Annotated in this window: 14 protein-coding genes and 1 tRNA gene; all 15 read right to left on the bottom strand. The window is 38.1% G+C overall.

The window, feature by feature from the left end:
* Positions 1 to 95 precede the first annotated feature (95 nt).
* Positions 96 to 746: a Crp/Fnr family transcriptional regulator gene (locus ACWNCI_RS17210; protein ID WP_346983213.1), complete on the bottom strand. Its 651-nt coding sequence runs from the start codon at positions 744 to 746 to the stop codon at positions 96 to 98.
* Between the two features lie 211 nt (positions 747 to 957).
* Positions 958 to 1,263 carry a DUF3467 domain-containing protein gene (locus tag ACWNCI_RS17205; protein ID WP_029295596.1) on the bottom strand — a complete coding sequence of 102 codons (306 nt, stop codon included), beginning with the start codon at positions 1,261 to 1,263 and terminating at the stop codon, positions 958 to 960.
* Between the two features lie 87 nt (positions 1,264 to 1,350).
* Positions 1,351 to 5,616 (bottom strand): DNA-directed RNA polymerase subunit beta', encoded by a 4,266-nt coding sequence (gene rpoC / locus ACWNCI_RS17200; RefSeq protein WP_449389219.1) that lies wholly within the window; start codon positions 5,614 to 5,616, stop codon positions 1,351 to 1,353.
* A gap of 84 nt (positions 5,617 to 5,700) precedes the next feature.
* Positions 5,701 to 9,522, bottom strand: a complete 3,822-nt coding sequence (gene rpoB, locus ACWNCI_RS17195; protein WP_449389218.1) for a DNA-directed RNA polymerase subunit beta — start codon at positions 9,520 to 9,522, stop codon at positions 5,701 to 5,703.
* 413 nt (positions 9,523 to 9,935) lie between these two features.
* Entirely contained in the window at positions 9,936 to 10,304 is a 369-nt protein-coding gene (gene rplL / locus ACWNCI_RS17190; protein ID WP_042721315.1) for a 50S ribosomal protein L7/L12, read from the bottom strand.
* A 45-nt stretch (positions 10,305 to 10,349) separates the two neighbouring features.
* Complete coding sequence (gene rplJ / locus ACWNCI_RS17185; RefSeq protein WP_042721316.1) at positions 10,350 to 10,943, bottom strand: 50S ribosomal protein L10; 594 nt, start codon at positions 10,941 to 10,943, stop codon at positions 10,350 to 10,352.
* A 17-nt stretch (positions 10,944 to 10,960) separates the two neighbouring features.
* On the bottom strand, positions 10,961 to 11,653 hold the full coding sequence (gene rplA, locus ACWNCI_RS17180; protein ID WP_042721317.1) for a 50S ribosomal protein L1: 693 nt from the start codon (positions 11,651 to 11,653) through the stop codon (positions 10,961 to 10,963).
* Positions 11,654 to 11,664: 11 nt separating this feature from the next.
* Positions 11,665 to 12,111 carry a 50S ribosomal protein L11 gene (gene rplK / locus ACWNCI_RS17175; RefSeq protein ID WP_042721318.1) on the bottom strand — a complete coding sequence of 149 codons (447 nt, stop codon included), beginning with the start codon at positions 12,109 to 12,111 and terminating at the stop codon, positions 11,665 to 11,667.
* Positions 12,112 to 12,328: 217 nt separating this feature from the next.
* Positions 12,329 to 12,871 (bottom strand): transcription termination/antitermination protein NusG, encoded by a 543-nt coding sequence (gene nusG / locus ACWNCI_RS17170; RefSeq protein WP_042721319.1) that lies wholly within the window; start codon positions 12,869 to 12,871, stop codon positions 12,329 to 12,331.
* A 22-nt stretch (positions 12,872 to 12,893) separates the two neighbouring features.
* Positions 12,894 to 13,100: a preprotein translocase subunit SecE gene (gene secE / locus ACWNCI_RS17165; RefSeq protein ID WP_346983218.1), complete on the bottom strand. Its 207-nt coding sequence runs from the start codon at positions 13,098 to 13,100 to the stop codon at positions 12,894 to 12,896.
* Between the two features lie 12 nt (positions 13,101 to 13,112).
* Positions 13,113 to 13,183 (bottom strand) — tRNA-Trp (locus tag ACWNCI_RS17160).
* 63 nt (positions 13,184 to 13,246) lie between these two features.
* Positions 13,247 to 14,452: an elongation factor Tu gene (gene tuf / locus ACWNCI_RS17155; RefSeq protein WP_042721320.1), complete on the bottom strand. Its 1,206-nt coding sequence runs from the start codon at positions 14,450 to 14,452 to the stop codon at positions 13,247 to 13,249.
* A gap of 380 nt (positions 14,453 to 14,832) precedes the next feature.
* A complete protein-coding gene (locus tag ACWNCI_RS17150) occupies positions 14,833 to 17,931 on the bottom strand; it encodes an efflux RND transporter permease subunit (RefSeq protein ID WP_449389217.1) in 3,099 nt (1,032 codons plus the stop codon).
* Positions 17,932 to 18,210: 279 nt separating this feature from the next.
* Complete coding sequence (locus ACWNCI_RS17145) at positions 18,211 to 19,293, bottom strand: efflux RND transporter periplasmic adaptor subunit (protein ID WP_449389216.1); 1,083 nt, start codon at positions 19,291 to 19,293, stop codon at positions 18,211 to 18,213.
* Positions 19,294 to 19,295: 2 nt separating this feature from the next.
* On the bottom strand, positions 19,296 to 20,537 hold the full coding sequence (locus ACWNCI_RS17140; protein ID WP_449389215.1) for a TolC family protein: 1,242 nt from the start codon (positions 20,535 to 20,537) through the stop codon (positions 19,296 to 19,298).
* Positions 20,538 to 20,628: the final 91 nt, after the last annotated feature.

Genomic DNA, 20,628 nt, shown 5'->3' with positions numbered 1-20,628 from the left:
AACTTAGAAACTTATGGTATCAAAAACGTGTGATAAAAGTCACCAGCCGGATAGTTTTTATCAATCGGATTGTTAAATGAATTAGATAGAATTAGTTAGTCTTGTATAACATTTTTATCTACAAGCATTTGTATGCCTTCTCTGGTCTGAATAATCTCTCCTTCATTCTCCACTTTTTTCAAAACACGGCTTATTACTTCTCTTGAAGTTCCCAGATTGCTGGCAATTTCGCGATGCGTGAGCTTGATCGGATTGTTCCCTGTAAGTGAAATCTGTTGTCTGATATAATTCAGAACTCTCTTATCAAGCCTATGAAATACAGCATCATTTACCATACTCATCACATCTGAAAATCTTTTATCATACTCGTGATAAAAAACCCTGTTGATCTCCGGAAAGGCAATGAGCCATTCGTGAACTACCGATACAGGAATCAGCATCACCTCAGAATCTTCCTCAGCCACAGCATATACCCTGCTTACGTAATCTGTGAAAATAGAAGAGAAAGTCATCAGACAGCTGTCATTTGCTCTTATGTAATAATAAATAAGCTCGCGTCCGTCGTTTAAAGTAAAAACCCTGATTGAACCTTTTACCAAAAAAGGGACAAATTTATTTTTCTGTCCGTCCCGAGTAATTTCTGTTTTTGCTTTAATCTCTGTGACAACCGCATGTTTATCTAATTGAGATAAAAATTCTTCACCTAAAAAGCCAAATTTGTTAATAATAAATTGATTTTTTAACATACCCTATACCATATATGGAAGCAAAGATATAAAAATGTCATTTCTATATGTTACTTTTTTAATCTATTAACACAATTTATAAACTCATAAGAATTCTTCACCTATTATAGCTTTTAATTACTCAGTTAATCACAAATATGTTTTCTATAATCATTTATCATAAAAAATACCCCATCGAAAAATGGGGCATTGTATTTATTATGAGTAAATCTTAAGCGTTTACGTTGTTACCTCCTAATACGAAAGGTTCAACTTCTTTGATTTCTCCGAATTGCTGCTCGTAGTTAGCAATATTTTGCTGAAGAGCAGAAAGTACTCTCTTAGCGTGAAGTGGAGCAAGAATAACTCTTGATCTTACTTTAGCTTGTTGTACACCTGGCATTAACTGGATGAAATCTACTACGAATTCAGATGGAGAATGGTTTACCAAAGCTAAATTAGCATAGATACCAGCTGCTACCATTTCGTTTAATTCGATGTTGATGTTTCCGTCTTGTGGATTTTGATTGTTGTCCATTGTTATAAAATATTTTTTTTATTCGAAATTTTGAGGTTGTGAAAATATAAAAATAAATTCAAACCTCAAATTTCCGAATCATTAATTTTAGTTAAGATCTTCGAATTCTTTTTTAGAACCTACGATCACATTCTGATATTCTTTAAGACCTGTACCTGCAGGAATTCTGTGACCTACAATTACGTTTTCTTTAAGACCGTTCAGTTCATCTACCTTACCTGCTACTGCAGCTTCGTTCAGAACTTTAGTTGTTTCCTGGAATGATGCGGCAGACATGAATGATTTAGTCTGAAGAGCCGCTCTTGTAATCCCCTGTAATACCGGAGTTGCAGTAGCTGGCAATGCTTCTCTTACCTGAACCAAAGCCTGATCTTCACGCTTCAGTTTAGAATTTTCATCTCTCAATTCTCTTGCTGTAATCATCTGACCCGGCAGGAATACTTTAGAGTCTCCTGCGTCTACAACTACTTTAAGGCCAAATACTCTGTTGTTTTCTTCTAAGAAGTCATACTTATGCTCAAGAGCTCCTTCAAGGAACTGAGTATCACCTCCGTCAACGATAGATACTTTCGTCATCATCTGTCTTACGATAATTTCGAAGTGCTTGTCGTCGATTTTTACCCCCTGAAGACGGTAAACTTCCTGAATTTCATTTACTAAATATTCCTGAACCGCAGTTGGACCTTTGATTCTCAAGATATCGTCCGGAGTGATTGATCCGTCAGAAAGCGGCGAACCGGCTCTTACGAAGTCATTCTCCTGTACCAAAATCTGGTTGGATAATTTAACTAAATAAATTTTTCTCTCACCAGTTTTAGCTTCAACGATCAATTCACGGTTACCTCTTTTGATTTTTCCGTAAGAAACCACCCCATCAATTTCTGTAACCACCGCCGGGTTTGAAGGGTTTCTAGCTTCGAATAATTCGGTAACTCTCGGAAGACCTCCGGTGATATCCCCTGCTTTTGCAGATTTTCTCGGGATCTTGATTAAGACTTTACCAGCCTTAATTTTTTCACCATCGTTTACCATTAAGTGGGCTCCTACCGGTAAGTTGTACGCTTTTTGTTCAACACCTTTAGAATCTACCACTTTTAAAGTAGGTACGGCTTTCTTATTTCTTGATTCGGAGATTACTTTCTCTTCAAATCCTGTCTGTTCGTCAATCTCCAACTGGAATGAAATCCCCTGGATAATGTCTTCGTATTCTACCTTACCGGCAGTTTCTGCAATGATAACCGCGTTATACGGATCCCATCTACAGATCACATCACCTTTCTTCACTTTATCACCAGGTTTTACTGATAATATGGAACCGTAAGGTACGTTGGCAATCATTAATGGTGTTTTAGACTCATTGTCAGCAACCAATCTGAATTCCGTTGAACGGGAAACTACAACTTCCGCTGTATTACCGTTTTCATCTTCAGAAGTAATGGTTCTTACTTCATCCATTTCAACGATACCGTCTCTTCTTGCAACGATAGATGGGTTTTCTGATACGTTCCCTGCAGTACCCCCCTGGTGGAAAGTCCTCAATGTAAGCTGAGTTCCCGGTTCCCCGATGGACTGTGCTGCAATTACACCTACCGCTTCGCCCATGTGGATCGTTTTACCTGTTGCCAGGTTTCTACCATAACATTTTGCACAGATTCCTTTCTTAGCTTCACAAGTTAAAGGTGAACGAACTTCCACTGATTCCAATCCTGCTTCCTCAATTCTCTTCGCTATTTCTTCAATGATCACCTGATCTGCTTCAGCGATTAATTCATCAGTTTCCGGATCGTAAATATTATGAAGCGATACTCTACCTAAGATTCTTTCAGAGATTCTTTCAACGATCTCGTCATTTTTCTTAAGCGCAGTAACTTCTGTACCTCTTAAAGTTCCACAGTCTGCTTCTGTAACGATAACATCCTGTGCAACGTCTACTAATCTTCTCGTTAAGTAACCTGCATCGGCAGTCTTAAGAGCCGTATCCGCAAGACCTTTACGGGCACCGTGGGTAGAGATAAAGTATTCTAGAATGGAAAGACCTTCCTTAAAGTTTGCAAGAATCGGGTTTTCAATGATCTCCGCACCGGTAGATCCGGCTTTCTGCGGTTTTGCCATCAAACCTCTCATCCCTGACAACTGACGGATCTGTTCCTTAGAACCCCTTGCCCCAGAGTCAAGCATCATATATACAGAATTGAATCCACCTTGGTCAACTTTCATTCTGCTCATGATCATTTCAGTTAATCCTGCGTTGGTGTTTGTCCAAACGTCGATTACCTGGTTATAACGTTCCGTATCTGTAATAAGACCCATGTTATAGTTGGCTCTAATTTCATCTACAGTTTCGATAGATTGTGCAATCATCTGCTTTTTCTCAACAGGAACTACGATGTCACCTAATGAGAAAGAAAGACCTCCTTTGAATGCGTTTGAATATCCTAAGTCTTTCATGGCATCCAAAAACTTCACAGTTGTAGGGAAATCTGTATCAGCAAGGATCTTACCGATAACGTTTCTTAATGATTTCTTAGTAAGAAGTTCATTAATATATCCTACCTGTTTAGGTACAATCTGGTTGAATAAAATTCTACCTACAGAAGTTTCGATCAGTCTTATAACGATTTCTCCGTTTTCTTTAACAGGAAGTCTACATCTTACTTTAGCATTTAAAGATACTCTTCCTTCAGCATAAGCGATTTCTGCTTCTTCCGGAGAGTAGAATGCAAGACCTTCTCCTTTCACTTTCATATCTTCCGTAGAACTTAATTCTTTAGTCATGAAATAAAGACCAAGAACCATGTCCTGAGAAGGTACCGTAATTGGAGAACCGTTTGCCGGGTTCAAAATGTTCTGAGAACCTAACATTAACAACTGAGCTTCAAGGATTGCTTCAGGGCCTAACGGTAAGTGTACCGCCATCTGGTCACCATCGAAATCGGCGTTGAAGGCTGTTGTTACCAATGGATGTAGCTGGATTGCCTTACCTTCGATCATCTTAGGTTGAAAAGCCTGAATACCCAATCTGTGAAGCGTAGGTGCTCTGTTCAGTAGAACAGGGTGACCTTTCATCACGTTTTCAAGGATATCATATACTACCGGTTCTTTTCTATCAATAATTCTCTTTGCAGATTTTACTGTTTTTACAATTCCTCTTTCAATCAGTTTTCTGATGATGAACGGTTTGTAAAGTTCCGCAGCCATATCTTTAGGAATACCACATTCGTGAAGCTGTAAGTTCGGACCTACAACAATTACAGAACGCGCAGAGTAATCTACCCTTTTCCCTAATAAGTTCTGACGGAAACGACCCTGCTTACCTTTCAATGAATCTGAAAGTGATTTCAATGGTCTGTTTGATTCAGATTTTACAGCAGAAGATTTTCTTGTATTATCGAATAATGAATCTACAGATTCCTGAAGCATACGCTTCTCGTTTCTCAAGATTACTTCAGGAGCTTTGATCTCCAATAATCTCTTCAAACGGTTGTTTCTGATAATAACTCTTCTGTAAAGGTCATTCAAATCGGAAGTTGCGAAACGTCCACCATCCAACGGAACCAATGGTCTTAATTCCGGCGGAATAACTGGAAGCACACGCATAATCATCCACTCAGGCTTGTTGATCATTCTTGTATTGGCACCTCTCAATGCTTCTACAACGTTCAATCTTTTTAAAGCCTCAGTTCTTCTTTGTTTTGAACCTTCATTGTGAGCTTTGTGTCTCAAGTCGAAAGACAATGCATCAAGATCGATTCTTTTTAATAATTCTTCAACCGCTTCAGCACCCATTTTGGCGATGAATTTGTTCGGATCTGAATCATCAAGATATTGGTTCTCAATAGGAAGAGTCTCCATAATATCAAGATACTCTTCTTCTGTCAAGAATTCCATGTGATCGAAATCTGAACCGTCTAGTTTTTTAGCAATACCCTGCTGAATCACTACATATCTTTCGTAGTAGATGATCATATCCAATTTCTTGGAAGGAATTCCCAAAAGGTAACCGATTTTGTTTGGTAAAGAACGGAAATACCAGATGTGAGCGATAGGAACTACCAAATTGATATGCCCGATTCTCTCTCTACGTACTTTTTTCTCCGTAACTTCTACCCCACAACGGTCACAAACGATCCCTTTGTAACGAATTCTCTTGTATTTACCACAAGCACATTCGTAATCCTTTACAGGACCGAAGATTTTTTCACAGAACAACCCGTCTCTTTCAGGCTTGTGCGTTCTGTAGTTAATAGTTTCCGGCTTAAGCACCTCCCCTCTCGACTCCTGAAGAATCGATTCCGGCGAAGCTAAACCGATGGTTATTTTATTAAATCTACTTGATTTATTTTTATTTGACATTTGTTAGATTTTAAATTTTAGATTTTAGATTTTAGATTAATTTATGAATGTTACCATTCAACATTTATAATTTAAAATTTAAAATTATTCCTCTAGTCTTACGTCTAATCCAAGACCTTGTAACTCGTGAAGTAATACGTTGAATGATTCCGGAATACCTGGTTCAGGCATCGATTCACCTTTTGCAATTGCTTCGTAAGTTTTCGCTCTACCAATCACGTCATCCGACTTCACTGTAAGGATTTCTCTCAGGATATTAGATGCTCCGAATGCTTCAAGAGCCCAAACCTCCATCTCTCCGAATCTCTGACCTCCGAACTGAGCTTTACCTCCTAACGGCTGCTGAGTAATCAATGAGTAAGGACCGATAGAACGTGCGTGCATCTTGTCATCAACCATGTGCCCAAGTTTCAACATATAGATTACCCCTACTGTTGCTGCCTGTGTAAATCTTTCTCCGGTACCACCATCATAAAGATACGTGTGACCGAATTTAGGAAGACCCGCTTTCTCAGTATATTCAGTGATCTGATCAAGAGTTGCTCCGTCAAAGATCGGCGTTGCAAACTTCAATCCTAATTTCTGACCAGCCCATCCAAGAACTGTTTCATAAATCTGACCAATATTCATACGGGAAGGTACCCCTAGTGGATTCAATACGATATCTACCGGTGTTCCGTCTTCCAGGAATGGCATATCTTCTTCACGAACAATTCTCGAAACGATACCTTTATTACCGTGACGTCCCGCCATTTTATCTCCTACATTCAGCTTACGTTTCTTAGCGATGTAAACTTTAGCCAATTTCATGATACCTGCAGGTAATTCATCTCCGATAGAAATTGCAAATTTCTCACGGTTTTTAACCCCTTGAATATCGTTGTACTTGATTTTGTAGTTGTGAATTAATTGTTTGATTAATTCATTCTTATCATTATCAACCGTCCAGTCTGAACCGCTAACGTTTACATAATCTTCTACTGAAGTCAATAATTTGTGAGTGAACTTCACACCTTTACCGATGATTTCTTCATCAAGATCATTTTTCACCCCTTGAGAAGTTTTACCGCTTACAAGCGTATTTAATTTTTCAATTAAAGTATTTCTCAATTCGTCAAACTTAGCCTTGTAAGTGTTTTCAATTTCTTCAAGTTTAAGTTTTTCTTCAGTTCTTTTCTTTTTATCTTTAATATTTCTTGAGAACAATTTCTTGTTGATCACAACACCTCGTAATGATGAGTCAGCTTTCAATGAAGCATCTTTCACATCACCGGCTTTGTCACCAAAGATCGCTCTAAGAAGCTTTTCTTCAGGAGTCGGATCAGATTCACCTTTTGGAGTGATCTTACCGATCATGATATCTCCAGGCTTCACTTCAGCACCGATTCTGATCATACCGTTTTCGTCAAGATCTTTAGTCGCCTCTTCAGAAACATTTGGAATATCTGCTGTCAATTCTTCCATACCTAATTTGGTATCACGAACTTCAAGAGAATATTCATCCACGTGGATTGAAGTAAACCAGTCTTCACGAACTACTTTTTCGTTGATTACAATCGCATCCTCGAAATTGTATCCTTTCCAAGGCATGAACGCAACCACTAAGTTTCTACCAAGGGCCAATTCTCCTTTTTCAGTAGCATAACCGTCGCAAAGTACCTGTCCTTTTTCCACTACATCACCTACTCTTACGTTTGGTCTTAGGGTAATCGTTGTACTCTGGTTAGTTTTTCTGAACTTAGTTAAGTTATATGTTTTAGTAGCAGACTCGAATTGTACTAAATCTTCGTCTTCGCTTCTTTCATATTTAATAACGATTCTGTCAGCATCCACATACTCTACAGTACCTGTACCTTCAGCATTAATTAAAATTCTTGAATCCCTTGCAACCTGTTGTTCAAGCCCTGTACCAACTACCGGAGCCTGTGGCTTCAATAAAGGAACTGCCTGACGCATCATGTTGGATCCCATCAATGCACGGTTCGCATCATCATGCTCCAGGAACGGAATCAATGAAGCTGAAATACCGGAAATCTGGTTTGGCGCTACATCGATAAGGTTTACCTGAGCAGGTTCAACTACCGGATAGTCACCATCCAATCTTGCAATAATTCTATCTGTTAAGAAATCACCATTATCACTCAATTCAACGTTTGCCTGAGCAATTACTTTATCTTCTTCATCTTCTGCATTCAGATAGATAGGATCAGCAGCAAGCTCAATTTTACCGTTTTCAACTTTTCTATATGGAGTTTCGATGAAACCTAATCTGTTGATTTTAGCATAAATTCCTAAAGATGAAATCAAACCGATGTTTGGTCCTTCCGGAGTTTCAATCGGGCAAATTCTTCCATAGTGCGTATGGTGAACGTCACGAACCTCGAAACCTGCTCTTTCTCTTGATAAACCACCAGGTCCTAGTGCAGAAAGTCTACGCTTGTGCGTGATTTCTGATAATGGGTTGGTTTGGTCCATGAACTGAGAAAGCTGGTTGGTACCGAAGAATGAGTTGATTACTGATGTTAAAGTTTTAGCATTAACAAGATCAAGCGGAGTAAAGATTTCGTTATCTCTAACGTTCATCCTTTCCTTGATTGTTCTTGCGATTCTTGAAAGACCTACACCAAATTGTCCTGCCAATTGCTCACCAACAGTTTTAATTCTTCTGTTTGATAAGTGGTCGATATCGTCAACTTCAGCTTTAGAGTTTACCAATTCGATCAGGTGTCTTACGATTGCAATGATATCTTCTTTGGTAAGAACCTCAGTTGTTGTAGGAATGTTAAGACCTAATTTTTTATTTAGCCTGTAACGTCCAACTTCACCAAGAGAATATCTTTGTTCAGAGAAGAACAATTTTTCAATAATTCCTCTTGCTGTTTCCTCATCTGGCGGATCTGCATTTCTTAACTGACGATAGATGTATTCTACTGCTTCTTTTTCAGAGTTGGTAGGGTCTTTCTGTAAAGTATTCTGGATAATAGAGAACTCATTGCTGTTTTCTTTGTGAATCAGGATTGATTTCACACCAGCATCTAAAATAAGATCTAAATGTTCTTTTTCAAGAATAGTTTCTCTGTCTAAAATGATTTCATTTCTTTCGATAGAAACTACTTCCCCTGTATCTTCATCTACGAAATCTTCGAACCAAGTGTTCAAAACTCTCGCAGCCAATGTTCTTCCTTCTACTTTTTTAAGGGCAGCTTTAGAAACTTTCACTTCTTCAGCAAGATCGAAGATCTGAAGGATATCCTTATCAGATTCATATCCGATTGCTCTTAACAAAGTTGTTAATGGCAATTTTTTCTTACGGTCGATATACGCGTACATTACGCTGTTGATATCGGTTGTAAACTCCATCCAAGATCCTTTGAAAGGAATAATTCTTGAATAATATAATTTGGTTCCGTTGGCATGATACGTCTGTCCGAAGAATACACCAGGTGAACGGTGTAACTGCGTAACGATAACTCTTTCAGCACCGTTAATGATGAAAGATCCGCTAGGTGTCATGTAAGGAACCGGGCCTAAATATACATCCTGAACCACAGTCTGGAAATCTTCGTGCTCAGGGTCTGTACAATACAATTTAAGTCTTGCTTTAAGAGGAACTGAATAAGTCAATCCTCTTTCCACACACTCATCGATTGAATAACGTGGAGAATCTACCAGATAATCCAGGAATTCCAATACAAATTGGTTTCTGGAATCGGTAATCGGGAAATTTTCCTGGAAAGTCTTGTAAAGACCTTCATTCGTTCTGTCTTCAGGAAGCGTATCAAGCTGGAAAAACTCTTTAAAAGACTCAATCTGGATATCCAGAAAGTCAGGAGTAATAATTTTTCCTTTTGCTGATGAGAAATTAATTCTCGGCGTTCCCTTAGTTGTTACTGTTGTTTTACTCATAAAACTTTAAAGAAAGGGTTAAAAAATATTTTGTTATTTAAAAAAATATCAGAAAAGAGCAAGAAACAAGGTAAAAATGAAAAAGGCAAAAGTGTTTTGGCGCTCACAAAGGACCTTGGATTATTTTAACGTTGTCTTGGTTCTTTCTAACTGCAACACTGGTATATCTTTTCACAGTGTAGTGCAAAATATTTTTATTACTTCTGAGGCAGAATAGCTGCAACCTTTATATACAACAAAGCCCTTTCATATAATGAAAGAGTTGATTAATAGTATTTTATAGATTTACAAACAATATTTCGCGCCAAAAGAGAATGCAAATTTACGAAAACTTATTCACAATGACAAACATAGTTAATAAAAAAAGCCTGAGTCGCTTGACTCAGGCTTCTATTTTTATGTGAATAATAGAATTATTTCAATTCTACTTCAGCACCAGCTTCTTCTAATTGCTTCTTAAGAGCTTCAGCTTCGTCTTTAGAGATACCAGTTTTGATTGGAGCAGGAGCACCATCTACGATATCTTTAGCTTCTTTAAGACCAGCACCAGTTAAATCTTTTACCAATTTAACGATAGCTAATTTAGATGCACCTGCAGACTTAAGAATTACGTCGAATTCTGTTTTTTCTTCAGCAGCTTCACCCGCACCACCTGCAGCAACTACTACAGCAGCAGCAGCTGGCTCAATTCCGTACTCATCCTTAAGGATAGTAGCTAATTCGTTTACGTCTTTTACAGTTAAGTTTACTAGCGTTTCAGCTAAATTTTTTAAATCTGACATTGTTGTAATGTTTTTGTTGATTATTTATTTAATTTTTTGAGTGTATTATTCAGCAGCTGGCGTTTCGTCAGTGCTTTCTGCAGCTGGAGCTTCCGGAGCCTCAGCAGCAGGAGTTTCTTCTACCGCAGGTGCAGCTTCTTCAGTTGAAGCTTCTGCAGTTTCAGATTTGTTTTGAAGAGCAGAAACAACTCTTTGAATTGGAGACTGAAGCAATCCGATGATTTCACCGATCATTTCTTCTCTAGACTTGATGCTAACTAAAGTATCAAGGTTATTGTCACCAACGTAGAAAGTTTCCTGTACGAAAGCCGATTTTAATGCAGGCTTCTCATCTTTCTTTCTGAAGTCTTTGATTAATTTTGCAGGAGCGTTAGCCGTTTCAGCAATCATTAATGCAGAGTTACCTTTGAAAGTTTCGAACATTTCAGAGAAATTTACTCCATCAATCTGCTCCATTGCTTTTTGCAAAAGTGTATTTTTCACCACTTTCACTTTGATATTTTGCTTGAAAGCCTGTCTTCTGAATTCAGAAGATTTAGCAGCATTCAAACCGTCTAGATCAGCTACATATACTACTTTAGCATCCTGAAGCAAATCTTTGATCTCTTGTATCGCTACAACTTTTTGGTCTTTTGTCATTGTCTTAGGATTTAGTATTAGTTAATAGCTTTAGTATCGATTGCAATACCAGGACTCATTGTAGAAGACAAATAGATAGACTTCACGTAAGTACCTTTAGCAGCAGTTGGTTTCATTTTGATCAAAGTAGAGATCAATTCCTGAGCATTTTCCTTGATTTTAGCAGCATCGAAAGATACTTTACCAATACCTGCATGGATAATACCGTATTTGTCTACTTTAAAGTCAATTTTACCAGCTTTTACTTCAGTTACTGCTTTACCAATTTCCATAGTTACAGTACCTGATTTAGGGTTCGGCATCAAACCTCTTGGTCCTAATACTCTACCTAATGGTCCTAATTTACCCATCACAGCCGGCATTGTAACGATAACGTCAACATCTGTCCAACCATCTTTGATTTTTTGTAAATATTCATCAAGACCTACATAATCAGCACCAGCTTCTTTAGCTTCAGCTTCTTTATCCGGAGTTACCAAAGCCAAAACTTTAACATCCTTACCGGTTCCATGAGGAAGAGATACAACACCTCTTACCATTTGGTTTGCTTTTCTTGGATCTACACCCAATCTTACAGCGATATCTACAGAAGCATCAAACTTTGCAGTGTTCACTTCTTTTACAAGAGCTGAACCTTCTTCAAGGTTATAGATTCTTCCTTTTTCTACTTTGCTTAAAGCTTCCTTTTGCTTTTTAGTCAATTTTGCCATTTCTTTAAGTATTAAGCGTTAAAAGTTGGTTTAGTTCCTGTTACTCTTAATCCCATAGATCTAGCAGTACCTGCAACCATAGAAACTGCAGAATCCATTGTAAAGCAGTTAAGGTCAGTCATTTTATCTTCAGCGATTTTCTTCACCTGATCCCAAGATACAGAACCTACTTTGTTTCTGTTTGGTTCCCCGGAACCCCCTTTGATTTTAGCCGCTTCCATCAACTGGATTGCTGCAGGAGGAGTTTTAATTACGAATTCAAAAGATTTGTCTTCGTACACTGTAATTACTACAGGTAAAACTTGTCCTGGCTTATCTTGAGTTCTTCCGTTAAATTGCTTACAAAACTCCATGATGTTCACACCTGCAGAACCCAATGCTGGACCTACTGGTGGAGAAGGGTTAGCTGCGCCACCTTTCACCTGAAGTTTTACCATTTTAAAGACTTTTTTAGCCATTGTTTGTTTTTTAAATTTGAATAATTAATGAGTTTGGAAGCATTATTATTCAGTAGGTTACCCATTCTCACATTAAGTATGCCTACTTTTCGGACTGCAAAATTATAAAATATTTTTGAAATAGCAAATTGATATTATCTATTTTTGTTAAAATTTTAAAATAAAAAATCCACTTACTGTTTTAATAAGTGGATTTTTAAATATTTTTAAGTATGAGTTATACTTTTTCAACCTGCATATAGCTAAGTTCCATTGGAGTTTTTCTACCAAATATCAAAACTGAAACTTCAATTTTCTTTTTATCTTCAAGAATTTTTTCAATCGTTCCGTTAAATCCGTTGAATGGTCCGTCAATTACTTTAACGTTTTCACCTACTACGTAAGGAATTTCAACATCGCTTGCAAATTCTGAAAGCTCATCCATTCTTCCCAACATTCTGTTTACTTCAGACTTTCTCATTGGAACAGGATCTCCTCCTTTTGTCAAGCTTAAGAAAGAAATAACTCCAGGGATATTTTTAATGACATGAGGAATTTCACCCATAAGATCAGCTTCAATCATAAGGTATCCAGGATAGTAAGGTCTTTCTTTCGGAACTTTTTTACCGTTTCTGATCTGAATAACCTTTTCCATAGGAATAACCACTTGAGTAACGTACTGCTCAAAACCTAAACGTTTGATTTCTGTCTCAATATAGTTTTTCACTTTATTTTCCTGTCCGCTGATTGCTTTCAGCACATACCATTTCAATTCGCTCATTATGGGAAAATACTTTTATTTATTAATTGAACAAGTTGATAAGCATTCCTATTATATTGCTGATTGCTTTAGAAAACAACTCATCAACACCAAAGGTAAATAATGCCAGAATAACTGTTGCAATCGTTACTACAATTGTAGAAGACTGCAGGTCAGACCATTTTGGCCATTCAACTTTATGTCTGAATTCGTTATAAGAACCTTTTAAAAAATTGATTAATGAACTCATAATTGTTATTTGCACGGGCACAAGGACTCGAACCCTGATCAACGGTTTTGGAGACCGGTATCCTACCATTGGACGATGCCCGTAGTTAAAAAAAGCTTCCGCAAAGAAGTTCCCGACGGAAGCTTTTTATATTGTGTAATAGATGATTAGTCTAAGATTTCAGTTACCTGACCTGAACCAACTGTTCTACCTCCTTCTCTGATCGCGAATCTAAGACCCTCGTTAAGAGCGATTGGTTGTAACAATTCTACAGTGATCTCTAAGTTATCACCAGGCATTACCATTTCTACACCTTCTGGTAAGAAGATCTCACCTGTAACGTCAGTAGTTCTTACGTAGAACTGAGGACGGTATTTGTTGTGGAATGGAGTGTGACGTCCACCTTCTTCTTTAGAAAGGATATAAACAGATGCTTTGAATTTTTTGTGTGGCTTCACAGAGTCTTTCTTAGCGATTACCATACCTCTCTTGATGTCAGTTTTTTCAATACCTCTCAACAATAGACCTACGTTATCACCAGCTTCACCTCTGTCTAGGATTTTTCTGAACATCTCAACCCCTGTAATTGTAGAAGTTAATTTTTCATCACCCATACCTACGATATCTACAGGATCACCAGTGTTGATGATACCAGCTTCGATTCTACCAGTTGCTACAGTACCTCTACCTGTAATAGAGAATACATCTTCGATTGGCATCAAGAATGGCTTATCTGTATCTCTGATAGGCTCTTCGATCCACTCATCAACAGCATCCATCAATTGTTCTACAGACTTAAACCACTTATCATCAGAGTTACCTTCAGTAGCAGCAGTAAGTGCACCAAGAGCAGAACCTTGGATTACCGGAGAGTTATCTCCATCAAATTCATAAGTAGACAATAAGTCTCTAAGCTCCATTTCAACAAGCTCTAATAACTCAGCATCATCTACCATGTCAACTTTATTCATGAAAACAACGATTCTTGGTACGTTTACCTGACGGCAAAGTAGAATATGTTCTCTTGTTTGAGGCATTGGTCCGTCAGTCGCAGCACATACCACGATAGCTCCGTCCATCTGAGCAGCACCTGTTACCATGTTCTTTACGTAATCCGCGTGACCTGGACAGTCAACGTGAGCATAGTGTCTTTTTTCAGTTTCGTATTCGATGTGAGCTGTATTGATAGTAATACCTCTTTCTTTTTCTTCTGGAGCAGAGTCAATTGCAGAGAAGTCTTTTTTCTCAGCAAGACCTTTGCTAGCTAATACAGCAGAAATAGCAGCTGTAAGAGTAGTTTTACCATGGTCAACGTGACCAATAGTACCAATGTTCAAGTGTGGTTTGTTACGATTAAACGTTTCCTTTGCCATGATGTAAATTATTTATTTTATTTAATTTTCAAATTTTCGGTGTGCAAATATAATGAATTTTTTAAATACCAAAATCTTTTTATGAAAAAAAGTTTCAATATTAAAATCCAATAAATCACAAACCTTATAGTTCAATGTATTGAGACTGCAAATTTACACAAATTTCTTGATTGAAAAAATCCTTCTAAAGCTTTTCATGAAATTATAAACTATCTCTTTAATCCTGAATAATATACGCTAATCTGTAACAACAGAGCGGTTTCGCATAAATTACTGAAAGAAGCCTTCAAATTAATTGATAGGCAAATCTGTACTGAACAAAGAATCGCGGAAAACGAAATTTCCCGCGATTCTGTTAATATAATTGGTTGAAATAAAATTTAAATCTGCTGAGACTTTTTAGTTCTGTTGAAGATCCAAAATATAATCGGGAAAATTAATAACGTTAAAACCGTAGCTGTAATCAATCCACCAATGATGACAATGGCCAGCGGCTTTTGTGATTCGGAGCCGATACCTGTTGATAACGCAGCCGGCATTAACCCGATGGAAGCCATTAGTGCTGTCATAATTACAGGCCGTGTTCTTGATTTTACGCCATTCAATATCGCATTATCCAGACTTAGTCCGTTTCTGACGTTCTGGTGAAATTCCGTGATGAGGATAACTCCGTTTTGAATACAGATTCCCAGAAGAGCAATCATCCCCACTCCTGCCGAGATTCCGAAATTAATCCCTGTCACATGGAGCGCGATAATTCCCCCGATCAAAGCAAACGGCACATTGGCCAATACCAGCAAAGAATCTTTCATATTACCGAAAAGGACAAACAACAGGAAGAAAATCCCCAGAATACTGATCGGAACTACCTGCGTAAGTCTTTTTGAAGCCCTCTGCTGATTTTCAAACTGCCCCGTCCAGCCCACTGTATATCCGTCAGGAAATTCAATTTTTGAAACTGCCTTTTGTGCATCGGCAATCGTACCTCCCAGGTCACGGTCACGAATGGAAAATTTTATCCCGATATACCTTTTAATATCATCCCTGTAAATGAACGCCGCGCCATTATCCTTTTCAATTGTACTTATTTCTTTTAAAGGAATTTTTGCTCCGTCCTGGGTAGGAACCATCAATGCTGCGATGTCGTTTTCATCTTTTCTGTACTCCTGGGCATAGCGGAGACGGATGGGGAATTTTCGTTCTCCGTCAAACATTTCTGAAGCCGTTTTCCCCCCGAAAGCCATTTCAAGAACAGACTGCGCATCATCCGGCATTACTCCGTAGGCAGCCATTTTGTCCCTGTCAAGCACAACACTCACTTCCGGCTGACCAATATTTTTAATAATTCCTGCATCTTTTACACCTTTAATATTTTTAATCTGCTTTAAAACTTTTTCGGCTAAAACATCAAGTGTCTGCAGATTGTCTCCATAAATTTTAATGCCGTTTTCCGCTTTGAAACCTGCTACTGCTTCAGCAACGTTATCTGAGATCGGCTGAGAATAATTAAACGTAATCCCCTGATAATTCCTCAGTTTTTTATCGATCTCTTCAATCAGCTGCTCGTAAGTGATTTTTCGTTTCCAATCTTCTTTTGGCTGAAGATTTACGGCAAACTGTACAAATCCGAAACCATTAGGGTCTGTCCCGTCATTACTTCTTCCAGTCTGCGCGAGAACATCAGTAACCTCAGGAAAACTCATGATGTCTTTCTTCAGGAGATCGGCGGTTTTTAGAGATTCTTTTAAAGATGAACTCATCGGCATTTCTGCAGTGATCCATAATGAGCCTTCATTCAATTGAGGTAAAAACTCCGTTCCTAAGAATTTTCCTGAGAATAATGTAACCGCTAAAAATGAAACCGCAACAATTAAACTCATTTTTTTATGTTTAAAAGTATAATTAAAACCTTTCAGTACAATTCTGTCCCAGAAATTCACAAACGGATTATTCTTTTCCTTTACATTTTTATTCAATAAAATATGCGAAAGCACCGGTACCAGGGTCAAAGTAAAAATCAAAGCTCCCGTGAGGGCAAAACCTAAGGTGAATGCCAGTGGCGAAAACATTTTTCCCTCAACTTTCTGGAATGAAAAAATCGGAATTAAAGAAGTGATGATAATTAATTTCGAGAAGAAAATCGCTTTTCCAAGTCCTGTTCCCGTTTGTTTGATCCAGCCGGCTTTTGCCAATTTATTGAATTTTTCATCCCCATATTTATGGGCTTTGTGGTCGAGCATTACAAAAAGTCCTTCCACCATGACGACGGCTCCGTCGATGATAATTCCAAAATCGACCGCCCCGAGTGATAATAAATTGGCACTCATTCCCGCCAGTTTCAGACATAAAAACGCAAACAATAAGGATAAAGGGATAATAATGGAAACTATTAAAGTCGTACGCCAGTCTGCCATGAAGATTAAAACGATAACCGTTACCAGGATAATCCCCTCGATAAGGTTGTGCATCACGGTATGCGTAGTAAAATCCATCAGGTTGTCACGATCGTAGAATGTCACCATTTTTACGTCTTTCGGAAGGATTTTCTCGTTAAGCTCTTTAATTTTAGCTTTCACCCCTACTAAAACTTCACGCGGATTCTCTCCTTTTCTCATTACCACAATTCCTTCTACGGTATCTTCCTGATGATTCAGTCCGGCCTGCCCTACTCTGGGCATTGAGCTTTCATGAACATCTGCTACATTTTTAACCAAAACAGGATTTCCATGATCATTTTCTATCGTAATGTTTCCAATATCTGAAATGGATTTAACCAGACCGATTCCACGGACAACATAGGCTTGTCCATTTTTTTCGATAACATCCCCTCCCACATTAAGATTACTTTTCGTAACAGCATCGTAGACCTGAAGCGGCGTCAGATTGTATTTATCCAAAGCTCTGGGATCAATGCTTAATTCAAAGACTTTATCCTGACCTCCGAAAACGTTGATATCAGCAACTCCCGGAACGCCTCGCAATGCACGATCGATCACCCAGTTTTGAAGGGTTAATAATTCACGGGAATCTTTTGTTTTACTCTGTAAGGTGTACCTGAAAATTTCTCCGGTCGGTCCGTAAGGCGGCTGAACTTCAGGATCTACATCATCCGGAAGGCTTACTGTTCTTAATTGATTATTTACCTGATTTCTGGCAAAAGTATCGTCTACCCCATCATCAAAAAGAATTTTAACGATAGAAAGACCAAACATTGTAGTACTCCTCACACTGGTTTTCTTCTGAACCGGACTCATCGCCAGCTCAATGGGTGTCGTCACAAAACGTTCAACCTCTTCTGCACTTCTCCCATTCCATTGGGTAATGATAACGATCTGGGTGTTGGTAACATCCGGAAAAGCTTCAATCGGCATATTCTTGAAACTGATGAATCCCGCTACCGCCAGTACGGCAACCCAGATAAAAGTAAACGCTTTATTTTTTAATGAAAAAGCAATTATATTTTTAATAAATTTATTCATGATGGATTTTTTTTGACCTAAAAAAAGTCGTTGAATTTGTTTTTAACGCAAAGCTCGCAAAGATTTTTCATGACTATCTTCTGCATATTTTCGTTCGCAAAGGCGTTTCACTCAGCAAAGGCACTTAAAATTATTTTTAATCATTAAGAAATATAAGCTGTTAAAAAATTATCAAGTAATTTATTAAGAAGTAACTCTTAATAAATATCTTAGATGCTATTCTTAATAACCTTAGCTTCTTAACTCTACATTTTTAAATTCTTAATGGTTCAAAAAAAATCAATTGTTCAGGGAGCGATAAATCAGCAATTGATTATTGGTAACAATTTGCTCTCCTTCCGACAAACCTTCTGAAACATAGGTAACATCGCCCACCTGTTTTAATACCTTTATTTCTTTTACTTTTACATCAGCTCTTGATTTATATACTACCACAAAACTTCTGTTGTCGTCAAAAATTACAGCTTTTGAAGGAACGGTGAGTGCCGTGGTATTCTCCGAACTTGTCACTTTAATGGTTGCTTTGCTTTCCGGGATCAGCAATCCGTTCTGGTTGTCTAAAACTACTCTCGCCTGCATAGCATTGGTTTCGGGATCGATGATTTTAAAAATTTTATCAATCTTTCCGTCAAAAACTTTATCCGGATAAGATAATGTGGAAACCTGCGCTTTCATTCCAAGGCTGATCTTATCAATATCAGATTCGTTGACGTTCATAATCGCCCAGACGTTGGTCGTATTGGCCACATCAAAAATATTATCACTCCTGTCACTTCTCAGCTGCATATCTTTATTGATATTCTTCTGAACAATATATCCGCTGATAGGAGCTACAACACTGTATATATTTCCTTTTTTCACATTATACACGGTGCTTACCGCACTCGCTCTCTGCATTTGATCCTGAGCTTTCTGCAGTTCACTTTTTGCTTCCAGCACATCTCTTTCGGTATTCAGCTTTCCTTCATACATTTCCTTTGCTACACGAAGATTATTCTGAGCTACTACCAAATCGGTCTTGGCGTCGCTTACATCTTTCTGAACTTCCGCAAGCTCCGTACTTCTGATGGTTGCCAGCACCTGCCCTTTCGTCACATGATCTCCCAGCTCTACATTTACACTTAAAACGTTTCCGCCTACCAATGGGTAAACATCGATGTAGCTGTTCTTATCTGCTGATATCTTTCCATAGAAACTGTAATCATCTTCTATATATTTTTTTTCAACTTTTGCGAGAGAAATAGACTGAAGCATGGTATTGCTAAGCTCAAAACCTTTTTTCTGAGTTTGTTGCGGTACTTCTTTCTTTGAGCAAGACGCAACAGCCAATGTTATAATTATAGGAATAATATATTTTTTCATGATTAATAGAAGATTTTCGTTTGTACCAGTTGATTTAGTTGTTCTGCCGACTGCATGATCCCGTTTTTCATATCATAGATCTGAAGCGCTGTTTCTCTGTAGCTGTCCATAAAATCCACAAATTCTATAAGGCTCACATTCCCTTTTCTGAAATTGCTCAGCATACCGTTGTAGACCGTTTCCATATTATTAATGTCTTCGGATTTAATTCCTGAAAGCTGTTCATATTGAGTTTTCCACGTTTTATAGGCTGCCTGAACCCGGGTTTCCAGATTGAGCTTCTGAAAGTCTGCATTCTTCTGATTCTGCTGAATGGCAAAGCCTGCCTTCTCGACATTTCCTTTATTAGATTTCCATAATGGCAATGGAATCCCGACCATTAGGTTCACTTCATTTTTAAATGTCCCTCCATTCTGGTCCCATCCTGCACCGAGATTCAGATCGGGAACGTTTAAAGACTTTTGCCACTGGGCATACAGCTTACTGTTGTCGATTAATTTTAGGTTATACTGATAATCAGCATTATTTTCGAGCGCTTTTTTCTGTAATTCCGTCTCGTCCCCGAAAGGTTGGGCGGCAAGAATATCTTTGGCTTCAGAATCGGAAAGTGTAGGTTCAAGATCATCGGTAATGCCTGTTAAAACCTTTAGATTCTGTTCAAATTCAAGAATGTTTTTATTGATTCCTATTTTATCATTATTCAGCTGGATGACTACGCTCTGAAGTCTCACCTCGTCTTTCAGGGAAACGTTCCCTTTGGCAGACTGCACTTTGTAAGCGGCTAAAAGGTCATTCATATATCCCAGCTGCCTGTTGGTGTTTTCAAGCTTGAGTTTTTCGTAATAAAGATTGTAATAAGTGGTGCGAAGCTGCGCCCGAAGGTCTACCAGCAATTGAGAAAACTGGAGCTGAGCGAGCTCTTTACTAGATTTTGCAAAAGCAATTTCGTTTTTCTTTTTACCACCCATATAAATAAGCTGGGTGATCTGTGCACCTTTTGCATGACCTACATCAAAAACTTTATGATCTTGTGGATTGTACGCATTTATCTGTCCGCTTAGTTGTGGTAACTCCCAGATTTTAGCCTGCAAAATATCTGCATCAGCCATATTAATATTATACTGTTCGGCGAGCAGTTCTAAGTTGTTCTTCTGGAAAGCTTCTTCGCAGTCCGAAAGTGATACTTGCTGCTGTGCCGTCATGAGAGAAGATATGACGATCAGCAGCCCTGCAATTTTGTTCATCTTCTATTTTTTATGCTACAAAATTGTCATTTCACTATTAAAATGCTCTTAAATAATACTTAAAAAAAAATTAAATTTGATTATTATTCAT

This window comes from Chryseobacterium lineare (assembly GCF_977014045.1).
This window is presented reverse-complemented; position numbering and strand designations above follow the sequence as displayed.